Source organism: Nodosilinea sp. FACHB-131, assembly GCF_014695395.1.
Taxonomy (GTDB): domain Bacteria; phylum Cyanobacteriota; class Cyanobacteriia; order Phormidesmidales; family Phormidesmidaceae; genus Nodosilinea.
This window is the reverse complement of record NZ_JACJOF010000033.1, coordinates 144,735-158,797: the sequence shown is the minus strand read 5'-3', so window position 1 is coordinate 158,797 and position 14,063 is coordinate 144,735. Positions and strand designations below refer to the sequence as shown.

The 14,063-nt window shown below is 58.7% G+C and carries 13 protein-coding genes; 9 read left to right on the top strand and 4 right to left on the bottom strand.

The window, feature by feature from the left end; genetic code table 11:
• Nucleotides 1–9 precede the first annotated feature (9 nt).
• From lptC to gorA, 3 genes are all read left to right on the top strand, one after another.
• On the top strand, nt 10–1,158 hold the full coding sequence (gene lptC, locus H6F75_RS22755) for an LPS export ABC transporter periplasmic protein LptC (RefSeq protein WP_242020293.1): 1,149 nt from the start codon (nt 10–12) through the stop codon (nt 1,156–1,158).
• A 127-nt stretch (nt 1,159–1,285) separates the two neighbouring features.
• On the top strand, nt 1,286–1,921 hold the full coding sequence (locus tag H6F75_RS22750; protein WP_190754783.1) for a TenA family transcriptional regulator: 636 nt from the start codon (nt 1,286–1,288) through the stop codon (nt 1,919–1,921).
• Between the two features lie 145 nt (nt 1,922–2,066).
• Nucleotides 2,067–3,422: a glutathione-disulfide reductase gene (gene gorA / locus H6F75_RS22745; protein WP_190754781.1), complete on the top strand. Its 1,356-nt coding sequence runs from the start codon at nt 2,067–2,069 to the stop codon at nt 3,420–3,422.
• A gap of 63 nt (nt 3,423–3,485) precedes the next feature.
• Here gorA and H6F75_RS22740 read toward each other — a convergent pair whose 3' ends face one another.
• Together H6F75_RS22740 and H6F75_RS22735 are read right to left on the bottom strand one after the other, a co-directional pair.
• Nucleotides 3,486–3,794 (bottom strand): DUF3593 domain-containing protein, encoded by a 309-nt coding sequence (locus H6F75_RS22740; protein ID WP_190754779.1) that lies wholly within the window; start codon nt 3,792–3,794, stop codon nt 3,486–3,488.
• Nucleotides 3,795–4,078: 284 nt separating this feature from the next.
• Nucleotides 4,079–4,393, bottom strand: coding sequence for a DUF2499 domain-containing protein (locus tag H6F75_RS22735; protein WP_190754778.1), 315 nt, complete (start codon nt 4,391–4,393; stop codon nt 4,079–4,081).
• A gap of 93 nt (nt 4,394–4,486) precedes the next feature.
• Between H6F75_RS22735 and csaB the strand changes: the two genes are divergently transcribed.
• Nucleotides 4,487–5,545 (top strand): polysaccharide pyruvyl transferase CsaB, encoded by a 1,059-nt coding sequence (gene csaB / locus H6F75_RS22730; RefSeq protein ID WP_190754777.1) that lies wholly within the window; start codon nt 4,487–4,489, stop codon nt 5,543–5,545.
• A gap of 146 nt (nt 5,546–5,691) precedes the next feature.
• Here csaB and H6F75_RS22725 read toward each other — a convergent pair whose 3' ends face one another.
• Both H6F75_RS22725 and H6F75_RS22720 read right to left on the bottom strand, forming a co-directional pair.
• A complete protein-coding gene (locus H6F75_RS22725; RefSeq protein WP_190754775.1) occupies nt 5,692–6,156 on the bottom strand; it encodes a glutathione peroxidase in 465 nt (154 codons plus the stop codon).
• 143 nt (nt 6,157–6,299) lie between these two features.
• The gene (locus tag H6F75_RS22720; RefSeq protein ID WP_190754773.1) at nt 6,300–8,663 is read right to left on the bottom strand and encodes a putative PEP-binding protein; all 2,364 of its coding nucleotides are present in this window, start codon (nt 8,661–8,663) and stop codon (nt 6,300–6,302) included.
• A gap of 335 nt (nt 8,664–8,998) precedes the next feature.
• On the opposite strand from H6F75_RS22720, the gene H6F75_RS22715 reads away from it, so the two are divergent.
• From H6F75_RS22715 to H6F75_RS22695, 5 genes are all read left to right on the top strand, one after another.
• Nucleotides 8,999–9,742: a ComF family protein gene (locus tag H6F75_RS22715; RefSeq protein ID WP_190754771.1), complete on the top strand. Its 744-nt coding sequence runs from the start codon at nt 8,999–9,001 to the stop codon at nt 9,740–9,742.
• 101 nt (nt 9,743–9,843) lie between these two features.
• Entirely contained in the window at nt 9,844–10,053 is a 210-nt protein-coding gene (locus H6F75_RS22710; RefSeq protein WP_190754769.1) for a hypothetical protein, read from the top strand.
• Between the two features lie 199 nt (nt 10,054–10,252).
• Complete coding sequence (locus H6F75_RS22705) at nt 10,253–11,311, top strand: amino acid ABC transporter substrate-binding protein (protein ID WP_190754767.1); 1,059 nt, start codon at nt 10,253–10,255, stop codon at nt 11,309–11,311.
• Between the two features lie 187 nt (nt 11,312–11,498).
• On the top strand, nt 11,499–12,677 hold the full coding sequence (locus H6F75_RS22700; protein ID WP_190754765.1) for an ABC transporter permease subunit: 1,179 nt from the start codon (nt 11,499–11,501) through the stop codon (nt 12,675–12,677).
• A 3-nt stretch (nt 12,678–12,680) separates the two neighbouring features.
• Nucleotides 12,681–13,898, top strand: coding sequence for an amino acid ABC transporter permease (locus H6F75_RS22695; RefSeq protein ID WP_190754764.1), 1,218 nt, complete (start codon nt 12,681–12,683; stop codon nt 13,896–13,898).
• Nucleotides 13,899–14,063: the final 165 nt, after the last annotated feature.

The window sequence follows — 14,063 nt, the reverse complement described above, 5'->3', positions numbered from 1 at the left end:
CGCAGCACCATGGCACGATGGCGGCGGTTGATGATTGGTGGGGCTGCGATCGCAGCTCTAGCCGTGGGGTTGTATAGCCTAATTGGTCCCGGATTTGGCCCCAAGCCGAGTGCTGAAGGCCCAGCCGCTGAAGACCCGGCACCGGGCCTGACCCTGCGGGATGTCACCCTGGAGCAGCCTGATGAACAGGGGCAACTGCTCTGGCGGGTTAAGGGTAAGGAGGTGACCTACAGCCCCGATCAGCAGGTGGCGTTCATCACCCGTCCCGACGGTGACCTGTTTCAGGATGGCGACGTAATCTACCAAGTGGTGGCCGACACCGGTGAGGTGCGCGAAAACGGCAGCGTAATTTTGCTGCGCGGCAACATTGTGGCCACTGGGGTCAAGAATGGCTCCGTGCTGCGGGGCAACGAAATGGAATGGCGTCCCCAGGATGACGTGCTGGTCATGCGCGACCAAATTACCGGTACCCACCCGCAGCTGCGGGCTGTGGCCGACGAGGCGCGGGTATTTAACCGCGAAAACCGCATGGAGTTAGCCGGCAATGTGGTGGCCAGTACGGTGGCCGATTCTAAAACCGAGCCCTGGCTGAAGCTTCAGGCCCAGGAGCTCGCCTGGTTTTGGGAGGAAGAACGCATCGACAGTGCCCAGCCCCTGCGGGTAGAGCAGTTTAAGCAAAACGCGATTACCGATGTGGTAGTGGGCCAGCGCGGCACGGTAAACCTGGCTACGCAGCTGGTGAACCTGCGCGGGCAGGTGGCCATGCAGATGCTAGATATTCCGCTCAACATGGCCAGCGAAGCTCTGGATTGGCAGGTGGCCGAAGAGCAGGTGACCGTCAACCAGCCCCTCACCCTAATCCATCCCGAAAACAAAATTAGAGTTACCGCCCGCCAGGGCCGCATGGATTTGGCGGCGCAGCAAATTTTTCTCTCCCAGGATGTGGTGGCCGTGGGTGAAGCTAACCAGGCCCGCATGACCAGCGATCGCCTCAACTGGAACGTAGACACCCAAACTCTGGTTGCTGAGGGTGGCGTCAACTATCGCCAGGCCAACCCCAACGTCAACCTCAACGGGGCGCGCGCCGTGGGGCGCCTCGACAACCAGACCGTGGTGGTTGACGGGGGCCGCGTCGTGACCGAGATCGTACCGAACTGAGAGATGGGAGGTGGGGTGCCAGGGGCAGGTGTAGGGTGTAGGGTGTGCGGTACAAGGTGTTAAGCCGAGTTGAAACCCGAGCCCCTATACCTACTCCCCAATCCCCCTCATTCCTAAGAAAACTTTCATGCCTCTGACCTGTCAATCTCTCTTGCAAGCCCACCCCACCGCCTGGCACAGCGCCACTACCCACCCGTTTCTAACCGGCTGCCAGAGCGGCACTCTGCACCCCGCTCAGTTCAACACCTGGCTGGTGCAGGATTTTTTATTTGTCAAAGACTTTACCCGCATGGTGGGGCGGGTGCTGGGGGCGGCCCCCGATGACCATATCGATGGGCTGCTGGCGGGGCTCGGTGCCCTTAAAGACGAGCTGCTGTGGTTTGAGGCCAAGGCCGCCGAGCGATCGCTCAACCTGTCTACCTCACCCCAGCCCACCTGCCAGCGCTACTGTGAGTTTATGGCCGGCCTGGCCCCGCAGCCCTACGCGGTGCAGGCTACCGCTTTGTGGGCCATTGAGTATGCCTACAATCAGGGCTGGCAGCTGCCTGGCCCCATGCCCGCGCCCTATACCGAGTTCGCCGATCGCTGGGGCAACCCCGGCTTTACCGACTACGTGCATCTGCTGGCTGCCCAGGCTGATGCCGTTCTAGCTACGGCTAGCCCAGCGGTTCAGGCCCAGGCTGAAGCCGCCTTTTTGCAGGTGGCTGACCTCGAAGCGGCCTTCTGGCAAATGGCCTTCACCGCTGACGAGTCTATTCAATAGGGCGTTTACTCCATGCCTAGGATGAGAGGTTCGCCCGCCGCGATCGCGCTCCTGACGGCGATCGCCTCAAACTGTGCCTAACTGAGGATGTTTTTAAGATAGATTGCGGTCGATCCTAGAGAGCGATATTACGCTGGGGAAGGCTGTGACCTACGACTTCGATTTACTGGTAATTGGTGGGGGCTCTGGCGGCATCGCGGCGGCGCGGCGGGCTGCCAGCCACGGTGCTCAGGTCGGCTTAGTGGAGGCAAGGCAGCTGGGCGGCACCTGCGTCAATCGCGGTTGCTTACCCAAAAAGCTGATGGTGTATGCCGCTCAGTTCACAGAACAGTCTGAGGTGGCCACCAGCTATGGCTGGACCGTTGGCGAGCGACAGTTTGATTGGCCTACCCTAATCGCCGCCGTCAATCAGGAAGTGGATCGCCTCAGGGGTGTCTATCAAGACCTGCTCGACAAATCAGGCGTAGAGATTTTTCGCTACCAGGCGCAGTTCGTTGACGAACACACCCTGGCCCTGGGCGAAACCACCGTCACCGCCGCGAAAATTTTGATTGCCGCTGGTGGTCAGCCCACCCGGCCCAACAATATTGACGGTATTGAGCACGCCATTACCTCCGACGATATTTTTCATCTGCCTCAGCAGCCAAAGCGCATGGTCATTATTGGCGGTGGCTATATCGGCTGCGAATTTGCCAGCATTCTCAATGGGTTGGGCACCGAAGTTACCCAGATCATTCAGGGCGACAAAATACTGAGCGGCTTTGATGATGACCTGCGCCGTGAAATTCACGGGGCGATGCAGCGGCAGGGCATCACCATGGTGACCAACAGCGATCAGATTGCGATCGCCCCCGGCGAGTCAGGCTTAACCCTGACCGTAACCACCGAGCAGGGGCAAAAGACCGTGCTTAGCGATGCGGTGAGTTTGGCGGCCACCGGACGCACCCCCAACGTGAAGGGCCTAGGGCTAGAGAATACCGGTGTCACCCTCAATCAGGGGGCGATCGCCGTCGACGCCCACTATCGCACCTCCGTCCCCCACATCTTCGCGATTGGAGACATCATCGATCGCGTCAGCCTCACCCCTGTAGCAATCAGGGAGGGGCGCCTATTCGCTGACGCCGAATTTGGTCACCAAGCCGTCACCCTCGACTACGACACCATTCCTACCGCTGTGTTTACCACGCCTGAGATGGGTACCGTTGGCTTTACCGAAGCAGAAGCCGCCAAAAAGTTTGGCAAAGACGACATTCAAACCTACTGCTCCCGCTTTCAGCCTCTGTACTACCGGCCCTCTGACCGAGAGACCCAGGGCTTGATTAAGCTAGTGGTGCAAAAATCTACCGACCGAGTGCTAGGGGCGCATATGGTGTGCAACCACGCCGCAGAGCTCATGCAGGGGGTTGCGATCGCCGTGACCATGGGTGCCACCAAAGCCGATTTTGATATCACCCTGCCAATTCACCCCAGCACCGCGGAGGAGCTGATCGGGTTGGGATAAGGCAGATAAGGGGGTGAGTAAGGTGAGGCGATAGGAGAATGAGGCCTATCCTCATCCCCTCATCTAATCGCCCTCCGCCTGCGTCCCCGCCCGATGCTGCACAACCGCTTGGCGAAACCCGAGCACCACAAGAATGTTTGACAGCGTTAAAAACGCCTCTGCGCTGCCGTGGAGCCAGTCCACGTTCGCCAGCTCTTCCCCAAGTCCCACCTTGGCATAGATACCTGCCGGAATAGTGACCGCCACAAATACCAGCAGCGCGTAGAAGCCAGTTAGGGCCAGCCGTGGCGTCTCCTGGGTGCGGGTCATAAACCAGAGAAACCCTAGGTAGGGGAAGAGGGACATGGCGAAGAGAGTGTTTTTGTCGAGCATGGGGGAGTGGGGAGTGGATGGGTAGGGGGTGGATGGGTAGGAGAGTGGGGGAGTGGATAGGTAGGAGAGTGGAGGAGTGGATAGGTAGGAGAGTGGAAGGAGGAGAATTTAGGCAGGCAATCTTTTATTCGAGCCCGCAGTTTTAAAATTCGCTAGTAGTTTGCTAAGCCGAAGTTAGTGGGGGTCTAAGGTTCACAGCAGTCCTTAAACCGTATACCTTAAACCCTGAACCCTAGACCGCTAGAGCTTGCCACGTTTAGCGTTCCCAGGTGTTAATTTTGGGTTCACTTAGGGCTGGCGGTCGAGATACTGCTTTGTCGCCAGATCCACCAGGCGGCGAGACAGAGGGTGCAGTTGCCGATCACGGTCATCGCGGCCTGTAGGGTGACGAGCCAGGCTAGCCCAGGGGCATTGTCGAATAGGTGCCAGGTGCAAGCGGCCATGGCGCTCACTAGGGCGGGAAGCATACCGATCGCCAACCAGCGCCACACTAGCCGCTGAGTCACAGTGGCAAACTGCCAAATAAACCACATCGCCGCCATCCACTCCAGCACACTTGAAATATGGATCATCCAGGTGGGCAGCGAGAGAGCGTGCATGGGGTTCAGGGCGTAACAACAGCCTCTATTGTAGAGAGGTCAGTGTATGGCGTATAGCGGTTTGACCTACGGGTTAGCTAGGGGCAGGTGAGCATGCGAGCGGTTTTGTGTGGCTACTATGGCATGGGCAACGGCGGCGACGAAGCCCTGCTAGCTACCCTGCTGCAAATGTTGCCTGCGGGGGTGACGCCCGTGGTGCTGTCGGGCAACCCTATCGAAACCGCTCAGCGCTACGGCGTAGAAACCGTGCCCCGCAAGGCCCTAGGGCCAGTCATTCGCGCGCTGCGGGGGGCTGAGGTGCTGATTTGGGGCGGCGGCAGTCTGCTACAAGATGCCACCAGTCTGCAAAACCCTGTTTACTATGGCGGGCTGATGGTGCTAGCTCAGTGGTTAGGGCTCAAAACCATCGCCTGGGGACAGGGCATTGGCCCCCTTAGCCACCCTCTCAGTCAGGGGCTGGGCCGCTACGCCCTGAGCCACTGCAACGCCGTCAGCGTCAGAGACAACGGGTCGGCGGCTTGGCTGGCTCGCTGGCAGGTGCCAGGCATGCAGGCCCCAGACCCGGTGTGGGCTTTGGAGGCTACACCAGTAGACAGACTCTGGGATCTGCCGGCCCCTCGGGTGGCCGTTGCCCTGCGACCCCATCCCTGGTTGACCGAAGGTCGCCTAGACCAGTTCACCCAGGCTCTGGCCTCGTTTCAAAAGGCGACCCAGACCTGCCTGCTGCTAGTGCCCTTTCAACCGATCAAAGACTTGCCCATTGCCGAATATATTCAGCCACGGCTGCCTGGCCCTAGCCACATCTATGCTTTAGATAACCCGCACCAGCTCAAGGGGCTGTTTCGCGGTGTCGAGATGACATTGGGCATGCGGCTGCACGCGCTAATTATGGCAGCGGCGGAGGGCTGCCGCTGCTTTGGGTTGAGCTACGACCCCAAGGTTAGTAACCTGATGGCTGACCTCGATCTGCCAGGGTTTGACCTTAACCCCCAGGCGGTGAGCCATCGCTGGCCGGACAGTCCCGAGCAAATGACCCAAACCTGGCTAGAGGTCTATGCCAACGGCGACCCGCTGTCGCCCGAACAAATCAGTTCGCGGGTGGATCGCGCCCTCATGCACCAAGACCTGCTGCGGGACGTACTGTCGTCGTGACTCTGGCCTCGGCGAAGGCTTGAGCCGATCGCAAAGCCCTGACTTTGCCGTTGAGATTCACAGGTTGAACCGCTCAAACGGTTCAACCTGTAAACCCGCGCTGAATTGTCTCGGCCTAGGAACGCTCGTTTGAATGCGATCGCACTCTAGCCCAACGCCTGCTCGATCGCAGCTTTGAGAGCCGGGTCGTTGGGAGGCGTTTGGGGCTCAAAGCGCTCGATCACCTGGCCGTCGCGACCGACCAAAAACTTGCCAAAGTTCCAGCCGATGTCGGGGCCGTCGCCAACAAGAAACTGGTAGAGGGGGCTGCGATCGGGGCCGTTAACATCCTGCTTTTCGAGCAGGGTAAAGTCGACGTCGTACTTGGTTTTGGCGAAGTCTTTGATTTCCTCAGGGGTGCCGGGCTCTTGCTTGCCAAACTGGTTGCAGGGTACGCCTACGATCACGAGGCCGCGATCGCCGTAGGCCTTATCCAGCTCTACCAGGCCGCTGTACTGGGGCGTCAGGCCGCACTTACTGGCCACGTTCACAAAGAGAATCACCTTGTCAGCTAGCACTTCGGGAGCTAAAGGGGCACCGTCTAGGGTGGCGAGGTTAGAAGGAAGAGACATAGGGGGTAACGGTCTGCACAACGTTGTTATTATCGATCATCCTCGCCCGGTTATCGGGCCAATCCCCCCAACCCTATCGGCAGGCTCCCTGTCCCTGGGGGTTGTCAGGAAGGCCACACCAACGACTCCGCTAGAACCAACTCTCACCCTTCACTCCCTACACTGTTCTCCGCCTGCCAAATCGCCTCTAACGTAAACGGCAGGGCCGCAGCTTCTACCGAAATAGAGTCAATTCCCCAGCCGACTAGATCGGCGATCAGTTCGGGGTGGCGGACCGGAGCCTGGCCGCAGATCGAGCAGAGCAAGCCGTTGCGGCGGGCCTCCTGCACTAGGTGGGCCATGGCTAGGCGCACGACCGGGTGGCGCTCGTCGTAGGCAGAAGCCATGGTGGGCTGGTCGCGATCGATGGCCAGCAGCAGTTGGGTAAGGTCGTTAGAGCCAATGGCAATGCCTTGAATACCGGCCTGGGCGTAGGCGGGCAGCAAAAACAACACCGAGGGAACCTCGGCCATAATCCACAGGGCAAAGCCCGTAACGTCGGTGAGGCCGGCCCGCTCAACCCGCTGGCGGCAGGCAATGGCTTCTTCAACGCTGCGGACAAAGGGCAAAATTAGCTGTAGGTTGTCATAGCCGGCCCGCTGCAGCGCGGCTAATGCCCCCAGCTCGACCTGAAACAGGCGGTCATCAATGTCGTAGCTCAGGGTGCCGCGTAGCCCCAGCATGGGATTGGGTTCTACCGGAGGGCTGCCTCGAAGGGCCTGCCATTCGTGCGATCGCAGATCGAGGCTGCGATAGCGCAGGGGTCTAGGCCCCAGGGTTTGCAAAATCGGCTCTAGCTGCTCCACCAGGCGATTTTGCAGCTCTGCTTCCTGGCCCTGGTTGGCCCAGTCCCACGGGTGGCGACCCTCTAGCACCTCCAGCAGTAGCCATTCCGATCGCAGTAAGCCAATCCCCGCTACATGGTTGAGAGAAAGGTTGGCTAAGCCCTGGCGCTGGCTGAGGTTGACCATGACCTGGGTGCGCAGTCGGTGGTAGCGGCCCGGTTGATTGGTGGGTAGCGGTTCGGGGACTGGGGCCACAGGGGGGCGAAACGAAGCCGCTGCCTCATCGGTGAGGCCGTAGACTACGCCGCGATCGCCGTCGAGCCAGAGCACCATGCCGTTGTCTAGCAGCTGGGTGGCCTGGGGCGCACCCACCACCGCCGGAATGCCTACCTCTCTTGCCAAAATAGCGGCGTGACAAGTGGCACCGCCGCGCTCGGTGACAATGCCCGCCACCGACGGCAGCTGAAAGAAGACATCGGGCTGCAGGTCGGGCAGCACCACGATGCAGCCCTCAGGCAGTGGTTTCGGCAAGTCTTGGGGGCGTTGGGCGACTACGGCGACCCCTTGAATGCACCCCGCTGCAGCCCCAATGCCGCGCACAACCGTGCTGGCCAAGGGCAGTAGCGGGGGCTGAGACCGAGCCCGGGTTGGGGCTGGTCGCTCTGGGGCGGGGGCCGTCACTGACGGGGCGGGCCAAGGGCCGGCTTCGGTGATGATCAAGGTAGGCTGGTCGGGGTTAGCACTGGGATGCAGCAGCCATTCTAGGCGCACCCCCGCTCCACCCAAGGCCGATTGAGCCCGTTCTGCCACCTGCACTAGACGGGCGAGCTGGTCTTGGGTGAGGGGAGCAATCAGCTCGGGGCGATCGCGATCGATCACCTGAATAGGTTGGGCACTGGCCAACGGGCGGGGGCGATATTTAGAGGCGGGTCTGAGCTGGTAAATGCGCTCCTGAAATCCTGGCAGCCAGGTAGCCTCAGCAACTTTGCCGGAGCTTGCCCAGCAGCAGGCTGGGATGGCTTCTCCCTGGGTAAGGGCCTTGCCTAGCCCCGCTACCGCAGTTACAGCAATTTGCTCCTGGCTGAGAATGAGTGTGCCTGACACCAGGGCTGGATACACCGGCATAATCAGCGTGGCCAGGCTGAGATCGCGCAGTCGCTGGCAGTGGAGATCCCAGACTGGCAGACAGCGAGCCGTCAGCGCCTGGCTCCAAAACTGTGGCAGCGCCCCGACTAGATTTGCCTGGTCAGCTTCAATTTGGGCCGGCAACAGGCCTGGGCTGAGCAATCTAGGAGTATCTGTTTGGTCTAAACCCAGCGGGTCTACCCAGAGCGATGCGCGCAGCATCCAAGCGGCGGGGATAAAGCCATCGGGTTCTGGACAATCTAATCCACTGCCTGCGATCGCCGCGATCGGAGGAATGTCTTGCAGGGCTTTTTGCCATTGCTGGCTGCTCTGCTGTAAGGTCCTAAACCCGCTTTGACACGCTGGAGCCAGCCGATCACCGTCGTCACTGGGCCAGGCCATCTGCTCTAGACCGTGGTGCCAGGCCGCTGCCGTCAATACGCAACCCTGAGCCACAGGCAGCCCCTGCTGTTTGAGCAAGCCCAGATAATATGCTTTCTGCCCGACGGCCTGCAGATCAGCGATGTCTAGCGTATGCAGTTGTCGAAGCCAGGTCATGCTGGGGTACAGGGCTAGCCCTCAGCTGTCACGTGAGGGAGGTGGCCAAGTTATTCGGTTTTATAACGCTAGAATCGCTGACCCTTGCGGCTGCTTAACCTGCCCCAACTCTAGGCTGGCGGTGCCAAGGGGCGATCGCAACGAAGCGCTTTATTTGAAGTCAATATCTTATATCTATGAGTTTACGCGATGGCCATCGTCTTCGCCCTCTACCCTGCTAGCGGGATAGGGTGCTTTCCTACCAGAGATCCCTATTTCTACCCTCGTTCCTGCCCGCTGTGGCTCTGACAATAGATCCAGCGCCATCTCGGCCATTAGCTATTAGGGCAGATCTCATGCACAGCCGCTCCTCTATCCAGACCTGGCTCGGCCAGGGCAAACGCCAGATGCTCAGCCTGTTTTTGGCGGAGCCTTGCCCCCTGTGTCAGCGATCAACATCCGCCGTGCTCTGCTCCGGCTGCTGCCGCCAGGTGCGTCAGTGCCAGGCTTCAACACCCTGCGATCGCAGTATTCCAGATCTGACAGTACTGAGCTGGGGGCGCTACGAAGACAGCCTGCGCCAAGCGATCGGCAGCCTCAAATACAGCGGCCACACTGGCCTGGCTCAGTTCTTGGGCACTGAGCTAGGGCAAACCTGGCTTGATCACAACCCTCGATCTAGGGCAGGGGCTGGTCCGGTGGCGATCGTCCCTATTCCCCTCCACCCCACCCGGTTGCAGCAGCGGGGCTTCAACCAAGCCGACCTGATCGGCCAATGGTTTTGTCGGCTGACTGGGCTGCCGCTACACAGCCGAAGCCTGTTGCGAGTGCAGGCCACCCAAGCTCAGCACAGCCTTGACCGTCTCAGCCGCCAGCAAAATCTGGCCCAAGCCTTTGCCGTCGCTCCGGCCCAGCTCAAGACTCTCCGGCAATCTACGGTGTGGCTGCTCGACGATATCTTCACCACCGGCGCCACGGCTCAATCGGCGGCCCTAGCCCTGCGACGCAGCGACATCGCCGTAGAGGGCATCTGCACTGTCGCCCGCCCTACGGTCTGGGAAACCTCCACCGCATCCAAGAAAACCTCGACCCTAGGGTAGATGGCTATAGTTTCCTTAGGAAATATTAATAATTTATTGACCCTGGTGCATCAGTGAGTCAATGCCCTAGTATAAATCTAAAGAAATTATTAAGAGCTGCTATGAACCCCCAGCTTCTAAGACACCTGTGGTCTTTGGTAGAACGGTCCCAAAGCAGTCATCTTTTAGCCCTAGATGACCACGGTTTAGTGTGCTGGCTGTTAGAGCAATTCGTTGGGCAGCAGCCGATTAATCAGGCCGAAACCGATCAGCTTCATCACTACATTCGCGACAAAATTCCTCTAATTCGCGACCTGGCACAGGAGCACTAAACCAACTTCATTAGGCGTAAGGTTGAGGCTCTCCTGGACCGTCAAGCAGATGGATCCGGATGGGTTTAGATTCCCTGCCAGGATATTGTTATCCTTGATGCAAAATGAAAACCCAAACCGTTGGAGTGTTAACCCAGTGCAACACTCCAACGGTTTGGGTGTAAATTTTGCAGTGTCTTTTGTGAGTGAGGATTGATTCATGCGCAAGTGGGGTTTACTCGCAGCTGCCCTCGGGCTAACGCTGGCCGCCTGTGGTGGCGGAACCACTACTACCACCAACGCTGATGGGGAAGCCGCTCCCGCTGGTGGTGGCCGTCTCGACGTTGTTAAAGAGCGTGGACAGCTGATCTGTGGCGTGGATGGTGGTATTCCGGGCTTTAGCTTCGTGGATGAAAGCGGCACCTACACCGGTCTCGATGTCGATATCTGTAAGGCCGTTGCCGCCGCCGTTTTGGGCGATGCCGAAGCCGTAGAATATCGCCGTTTAGACTCGACTGAGCGCTTTACGGCTCTCTCGGGGGGGGAAGTTGATATGCTCTCCCGCAACACCACCTGGACCATCAGCCGTGACACCAGCGTGGGCCTTGAGTTTGCGCCCACTACCTTCTTCGATGGTCAGGGAATGTTGGTGCGTACAGACAGCGGTATCGCTGGCTTGGAAGATTTCGCCGGCAAGGCCATTTGTGTGGAAACCGGTACCACCACTGAGCTCAACCTGACTGACCAAATGCGTCAGCTCGGTGTCGATTTTGAACCGGTGGTGTTTCAAGATGCTGATGCCGCCTATGCTGCCTATGATGAAGGTCGCTGCGAGGGCATGACCTCTGACAAATCGCAGCTGGTGGCTCGCCGCAGCACCCTGCCCAACCCCGACGAGCATACCCTGCTCGAAGTCACCATGTCTAAAGAGCCTCTGGGCCCTGTGACCACCAACAACGACTCCAGCTGGTACGACGTCGTCAAATGGGTCACCTATGGGTTGATTCAGGCTGAAGAGTTTGGCATTACCTCTGAGAATATTGCCACCTTTGAAGCCACCGAGAACCCTGACATCGCTCGCTTCCTGGGTCAGGAGGGCACTCTGGGCACCGATATGGGGCTGCCCAACGACTTCATGGTGAAGGTGATTACCCAGGTGGGCAACTACGGCGAAGTCTACGATCGCAACGTAGGGGCTGACTCTGAGTTTGCCCTAGAGCGCGGCCAAAACGCGCTGTGGAGCGAGGGTGGCCTGATGTACTCTCCCCCCTTCCGCTAGGGAAGGCCGGCTGATTGGTAGGAGGCTCTAGCCCTCACCGCAGCTTTCTCCCCCAAACTACCCGTTGAAAGGCGCAGCTAGACTGCGCCTTTTTCATAAATCCTTGTAACAAATTGAACTTTTCTTGACATCCCTCTTGGATTATTTTGCTTAAAGCTTTTGCACTGACTCAACGCAGGTGACGTAAATGGCCCACGATAGCGGTAGCAGATCCTTCGACTTGAAGGCGATGCTGCGGGATGAGCGCTTTTGGAAGATTGCCTTCCAGGTGATTACGCTGCTCGTTGTCCTGCTCTTGCTGAGCTTTTTCTTGGGCAATTTGAATCGCAACCTGATTCAGCAGGGGCGGGCCTTTGGGTTTAGCTTTTTGCGGAACCCGGCTGGCTTCAGCATTGGCGAAAGCTTGATTCAGTATCGCCCTAACGACCCCTACTGGCGGGCACTGATGGTGGGTTTGGGCAATACTTTGACCTTGGTAGTAGGCGGTATTGTTTTGACCACTTTGCTAGGCGTAGTAGCTGGAGTGGCAAGCTTTTCTAAGAACTGGCTGTTGCAAAAGCTCAGCCGTGTCTATGTGGGGCTGGTGCAAAACATTCCGCTGTTGTTGCAGCTGTTCTTTTGGTATTTCGCTATCTTTGGTGCCCTGCCCAACCCGGCTAACCAGATTGGGATACTGGGGCTGGCTTTTTTGAATAATCGGGGGGTTTATATTCCTTGGGCCAGTAGTGCGCTGCTGGCAATATTGGGCATTGCGGCTACGGTTGGGGCGGCGATCGCCGCCCTTTTCCTCTGGCGCTGGCGCACCAAAATTCGCATTGAAACTGGGGTCGGCGGCCAGGCTCAGTCCATTGCTCTGGCGGTAGTAGCGCTAGCCTGGCTGGCCATCATCACCCTGGGTATGAACTGGACTGTCCCGGCGGGTGTTGAAGGGGGTGGCGTAACTGGGGGCCTGCGTCTGTCGCGGGAGTATGTGGCCTCTCTGACGGCGCTGGTGTTCTACACCTCCGCCTTTGTGGCCGAGATTGTGCGGGCGGGCATTCAGTCGGTATCGAAGGGGCAGTGGGAAGCCGCCCGCACCCTGGGGCTAAATGCGGGCATGGTGATGCGGCTGGTGGTGTTTCCCCAGGCCCTGCGAGTGATTATTCCACCGATGAACAGTCAGTACATGAACCTGACTAAAAACTCCAGCCTGGCTTTTGCGATCGCCTTTCCTGAAATTTATTCGATCGCCACCACCACCTACAACCAAACTGGCCGACCGGTTGAAGTCTTCGTGGTCATGATGGCCACCTATTTAACCCTCTGTCTACTCATAACTGTGGTGATGAACCAGTTCAACCGATCTGTGCAGTTTAAGGAGCGCTAAGCTATGACCTCCGTAACGCCTGACTCTCTCTCCTCTGCACCCCCTGAGATATTGGCCCTGGGACCAGTGGCCTGGGCCAAAAAAAATCTGTTCAGCGACTGGTTCAACAGTCTCCTGACCGTCATTATTGTCGGTATCCTCGGCTGGGGTATTTTTCGCCTGGTTTCCTGGGCTTTGACCGCCGCCCAATGGCAGGTCATACCCAATAACTTCGGCCTGTTTATGACCGGAACCTTTCCCTCGGAGCTATATGCCCGCATTTGGGCCCTACTGGCCGTGGTTTGCGGTTTGGCAGGGCTGTCATGGGGCGTGCTGGGGCGCAATGTCTCTACCCTGTTTAGCCGCAGTGTGCTGATTGGCCTGGGGCTAGTGTGTGCCTTTATTGTGCTGTTTCCGCCAACTCGGCCCAGTTCCTTAAAGCTGCTGCCGATGGTGGCACTGGTGGCGATCGCAGCCGTAGCGGGTCGCCAAGTCGGGCGAAAGTTCCCCGGCATTGGCAAGTGGGTGTCCCTGGCCTGGTTTTTGTCGTACTTCGTGGCCCTGTGGCTAATTGGCGGTGGCCTCGGGCTCACCCCTGTGTCCACTAACGATTGGGGCGGGCTGGTGCTGACGCTGTTTACCGCCGTGAGTGGCATTGTGCTGTGCTTTCCGCTGGGGCTGCTGCTGGCCCTGGGGCGGCGCAGTGCGCTGCCGGTGGTGCGCTTGCTGTCTACCGTCTACATTGAGCTGGTGCGGGGTGTGCCCCTGGTGGCCTTTCTATTCATGGGCCAGGTGATGATTCCGCTGTTTTTGCCGATTGGGTCGCGGCCCGATCGCATTTTACGGGCGGTCATTGCCCTGGCTCTATTCAGCGCTGCCTATCTGGCCGAAAACGTGCGCGCCGGTTTGCAGGCGGTGCCTCGCGGCCAGCGCGAAGCCGCGATGTCCCTAGGGCTCAACACCCCCACCACCCTGGGCCTAATTATTCTGCCCCAGGCGCTCAAAATTGCGATTCCGGCGATCGTAGGGCAGTTCATCAGTTTGTTTCAAGACACGACGCTGCTATCGATTGTGGGTCTGGCAGAGCTGCTGGGCATTGGTAAATCAATCTTGGCCAACCCGGCCTACCTGGGGCGCTACGCCGAGGTCTACCTGTTCCTAGCGGTGATTTATTGGTTCTTTTGCTACGCCATGTCCTTGGCCAGCCGCAAAATTGAGGAGAAGCTCAACACCGAACACTAGATGCTCCCCGGCAAAATATCTCTCCGTGTAACAGTTGACAGTCTGGAATTCAGAAACCTCCTAGGGTTAAGGCAAAATAGCATTATCTTGCGCTAGCGCCCCGTTCTGTCGGGTCGAGCTATGTTGAGAACGTTCATTTCGTGAGTTGTTAGCAGCCCCGAGGGC

Bases quoted from the DNA above. Each gene is read 5' to 3' on its own strand.
- lptC (WP_242020293.1), top strand. From the start codon at position 10: ATGGCACGATGGCGGCGGTTGATGATTGGTGGGGCTGCGATCGCAGCT.
- H6F75_RS22750 (WP_190754783.1), top strand. From the start codon at position 1,286: ATGCCTCTGACCTGTCAATCTCTCTTGCAAGCCCACCCCACCGCCTGG.
- H6F75_RS22740 (WP_190754779.1), bottom strand. From the start codon at position 3,794: ATGCTCGACAAAAACACTCTCTTCGCCATGTCCCTCTTCCCCTACCTA.
- H6F75_RS22735 (WP_190754778.1), bottom strand. From the start codon at position 4,393: ATGCACGCTCTCTCGCTGCCCACCTGGATGATCCATATTTCAAGTGTG.
- csaB (WP_190754777.1), top strand. From the start codon at position 4,487: ATGCGAGCGGTTTTGTGTGGCTACTATGGCATGGGCAACGGCGGCGAC.
- H6F75_RS22725 (WP_190754775.1), bottom strand. From the start codon at position 6,156: ATGTCTCTTCCTTCTAACCTCGCCACCCTAGACGGTGCCCCTTTAGCT.
- H6F75_RS22720 (WP_190754773.1), bottom strand. From the start codon at position 8,663: ATGACCTGGCTTCGACAACTGCATACGCTAGACATCGCTGATCTGCAG.
- H6F75_RS22715 (WP_190754771.1), top strand. From the start codon at position 8,999: ATGCACAGCCGCTCCTCTATCCAGACCTGGCTCGGCCAGGGCAAACGC.
- H6F75_RS22710 (WP_190754769.1), top strand. From the start codon at position 9,844: ATGAACCCCCAGCTTCTAAGACACCTGTGGTCTTTGGTAGAACGGTCC.
- H6F75_RS22705 (WP_190754767.1), top strand. From the start codon at position 10,253: ATGCGCAAGTGGGGTTTACTCGCAGCTGCCCTCGGGCTAACGCTGGCC.
- H6F75_RS22700 (WP_190754765.1), top strand. From the start codon at position 11,499: ATGGCCCACGATAGCGGTAGCAGATCCTTCGACTTGAAGGCGATGCTG.
- H6F75_RS22695 (WP_190754764.1), top strand. From the start codon at position 12,681: ATGACCTCCGTAACGCCTGACTCTCTCTCCTCTGCACCCCCTGAGATA.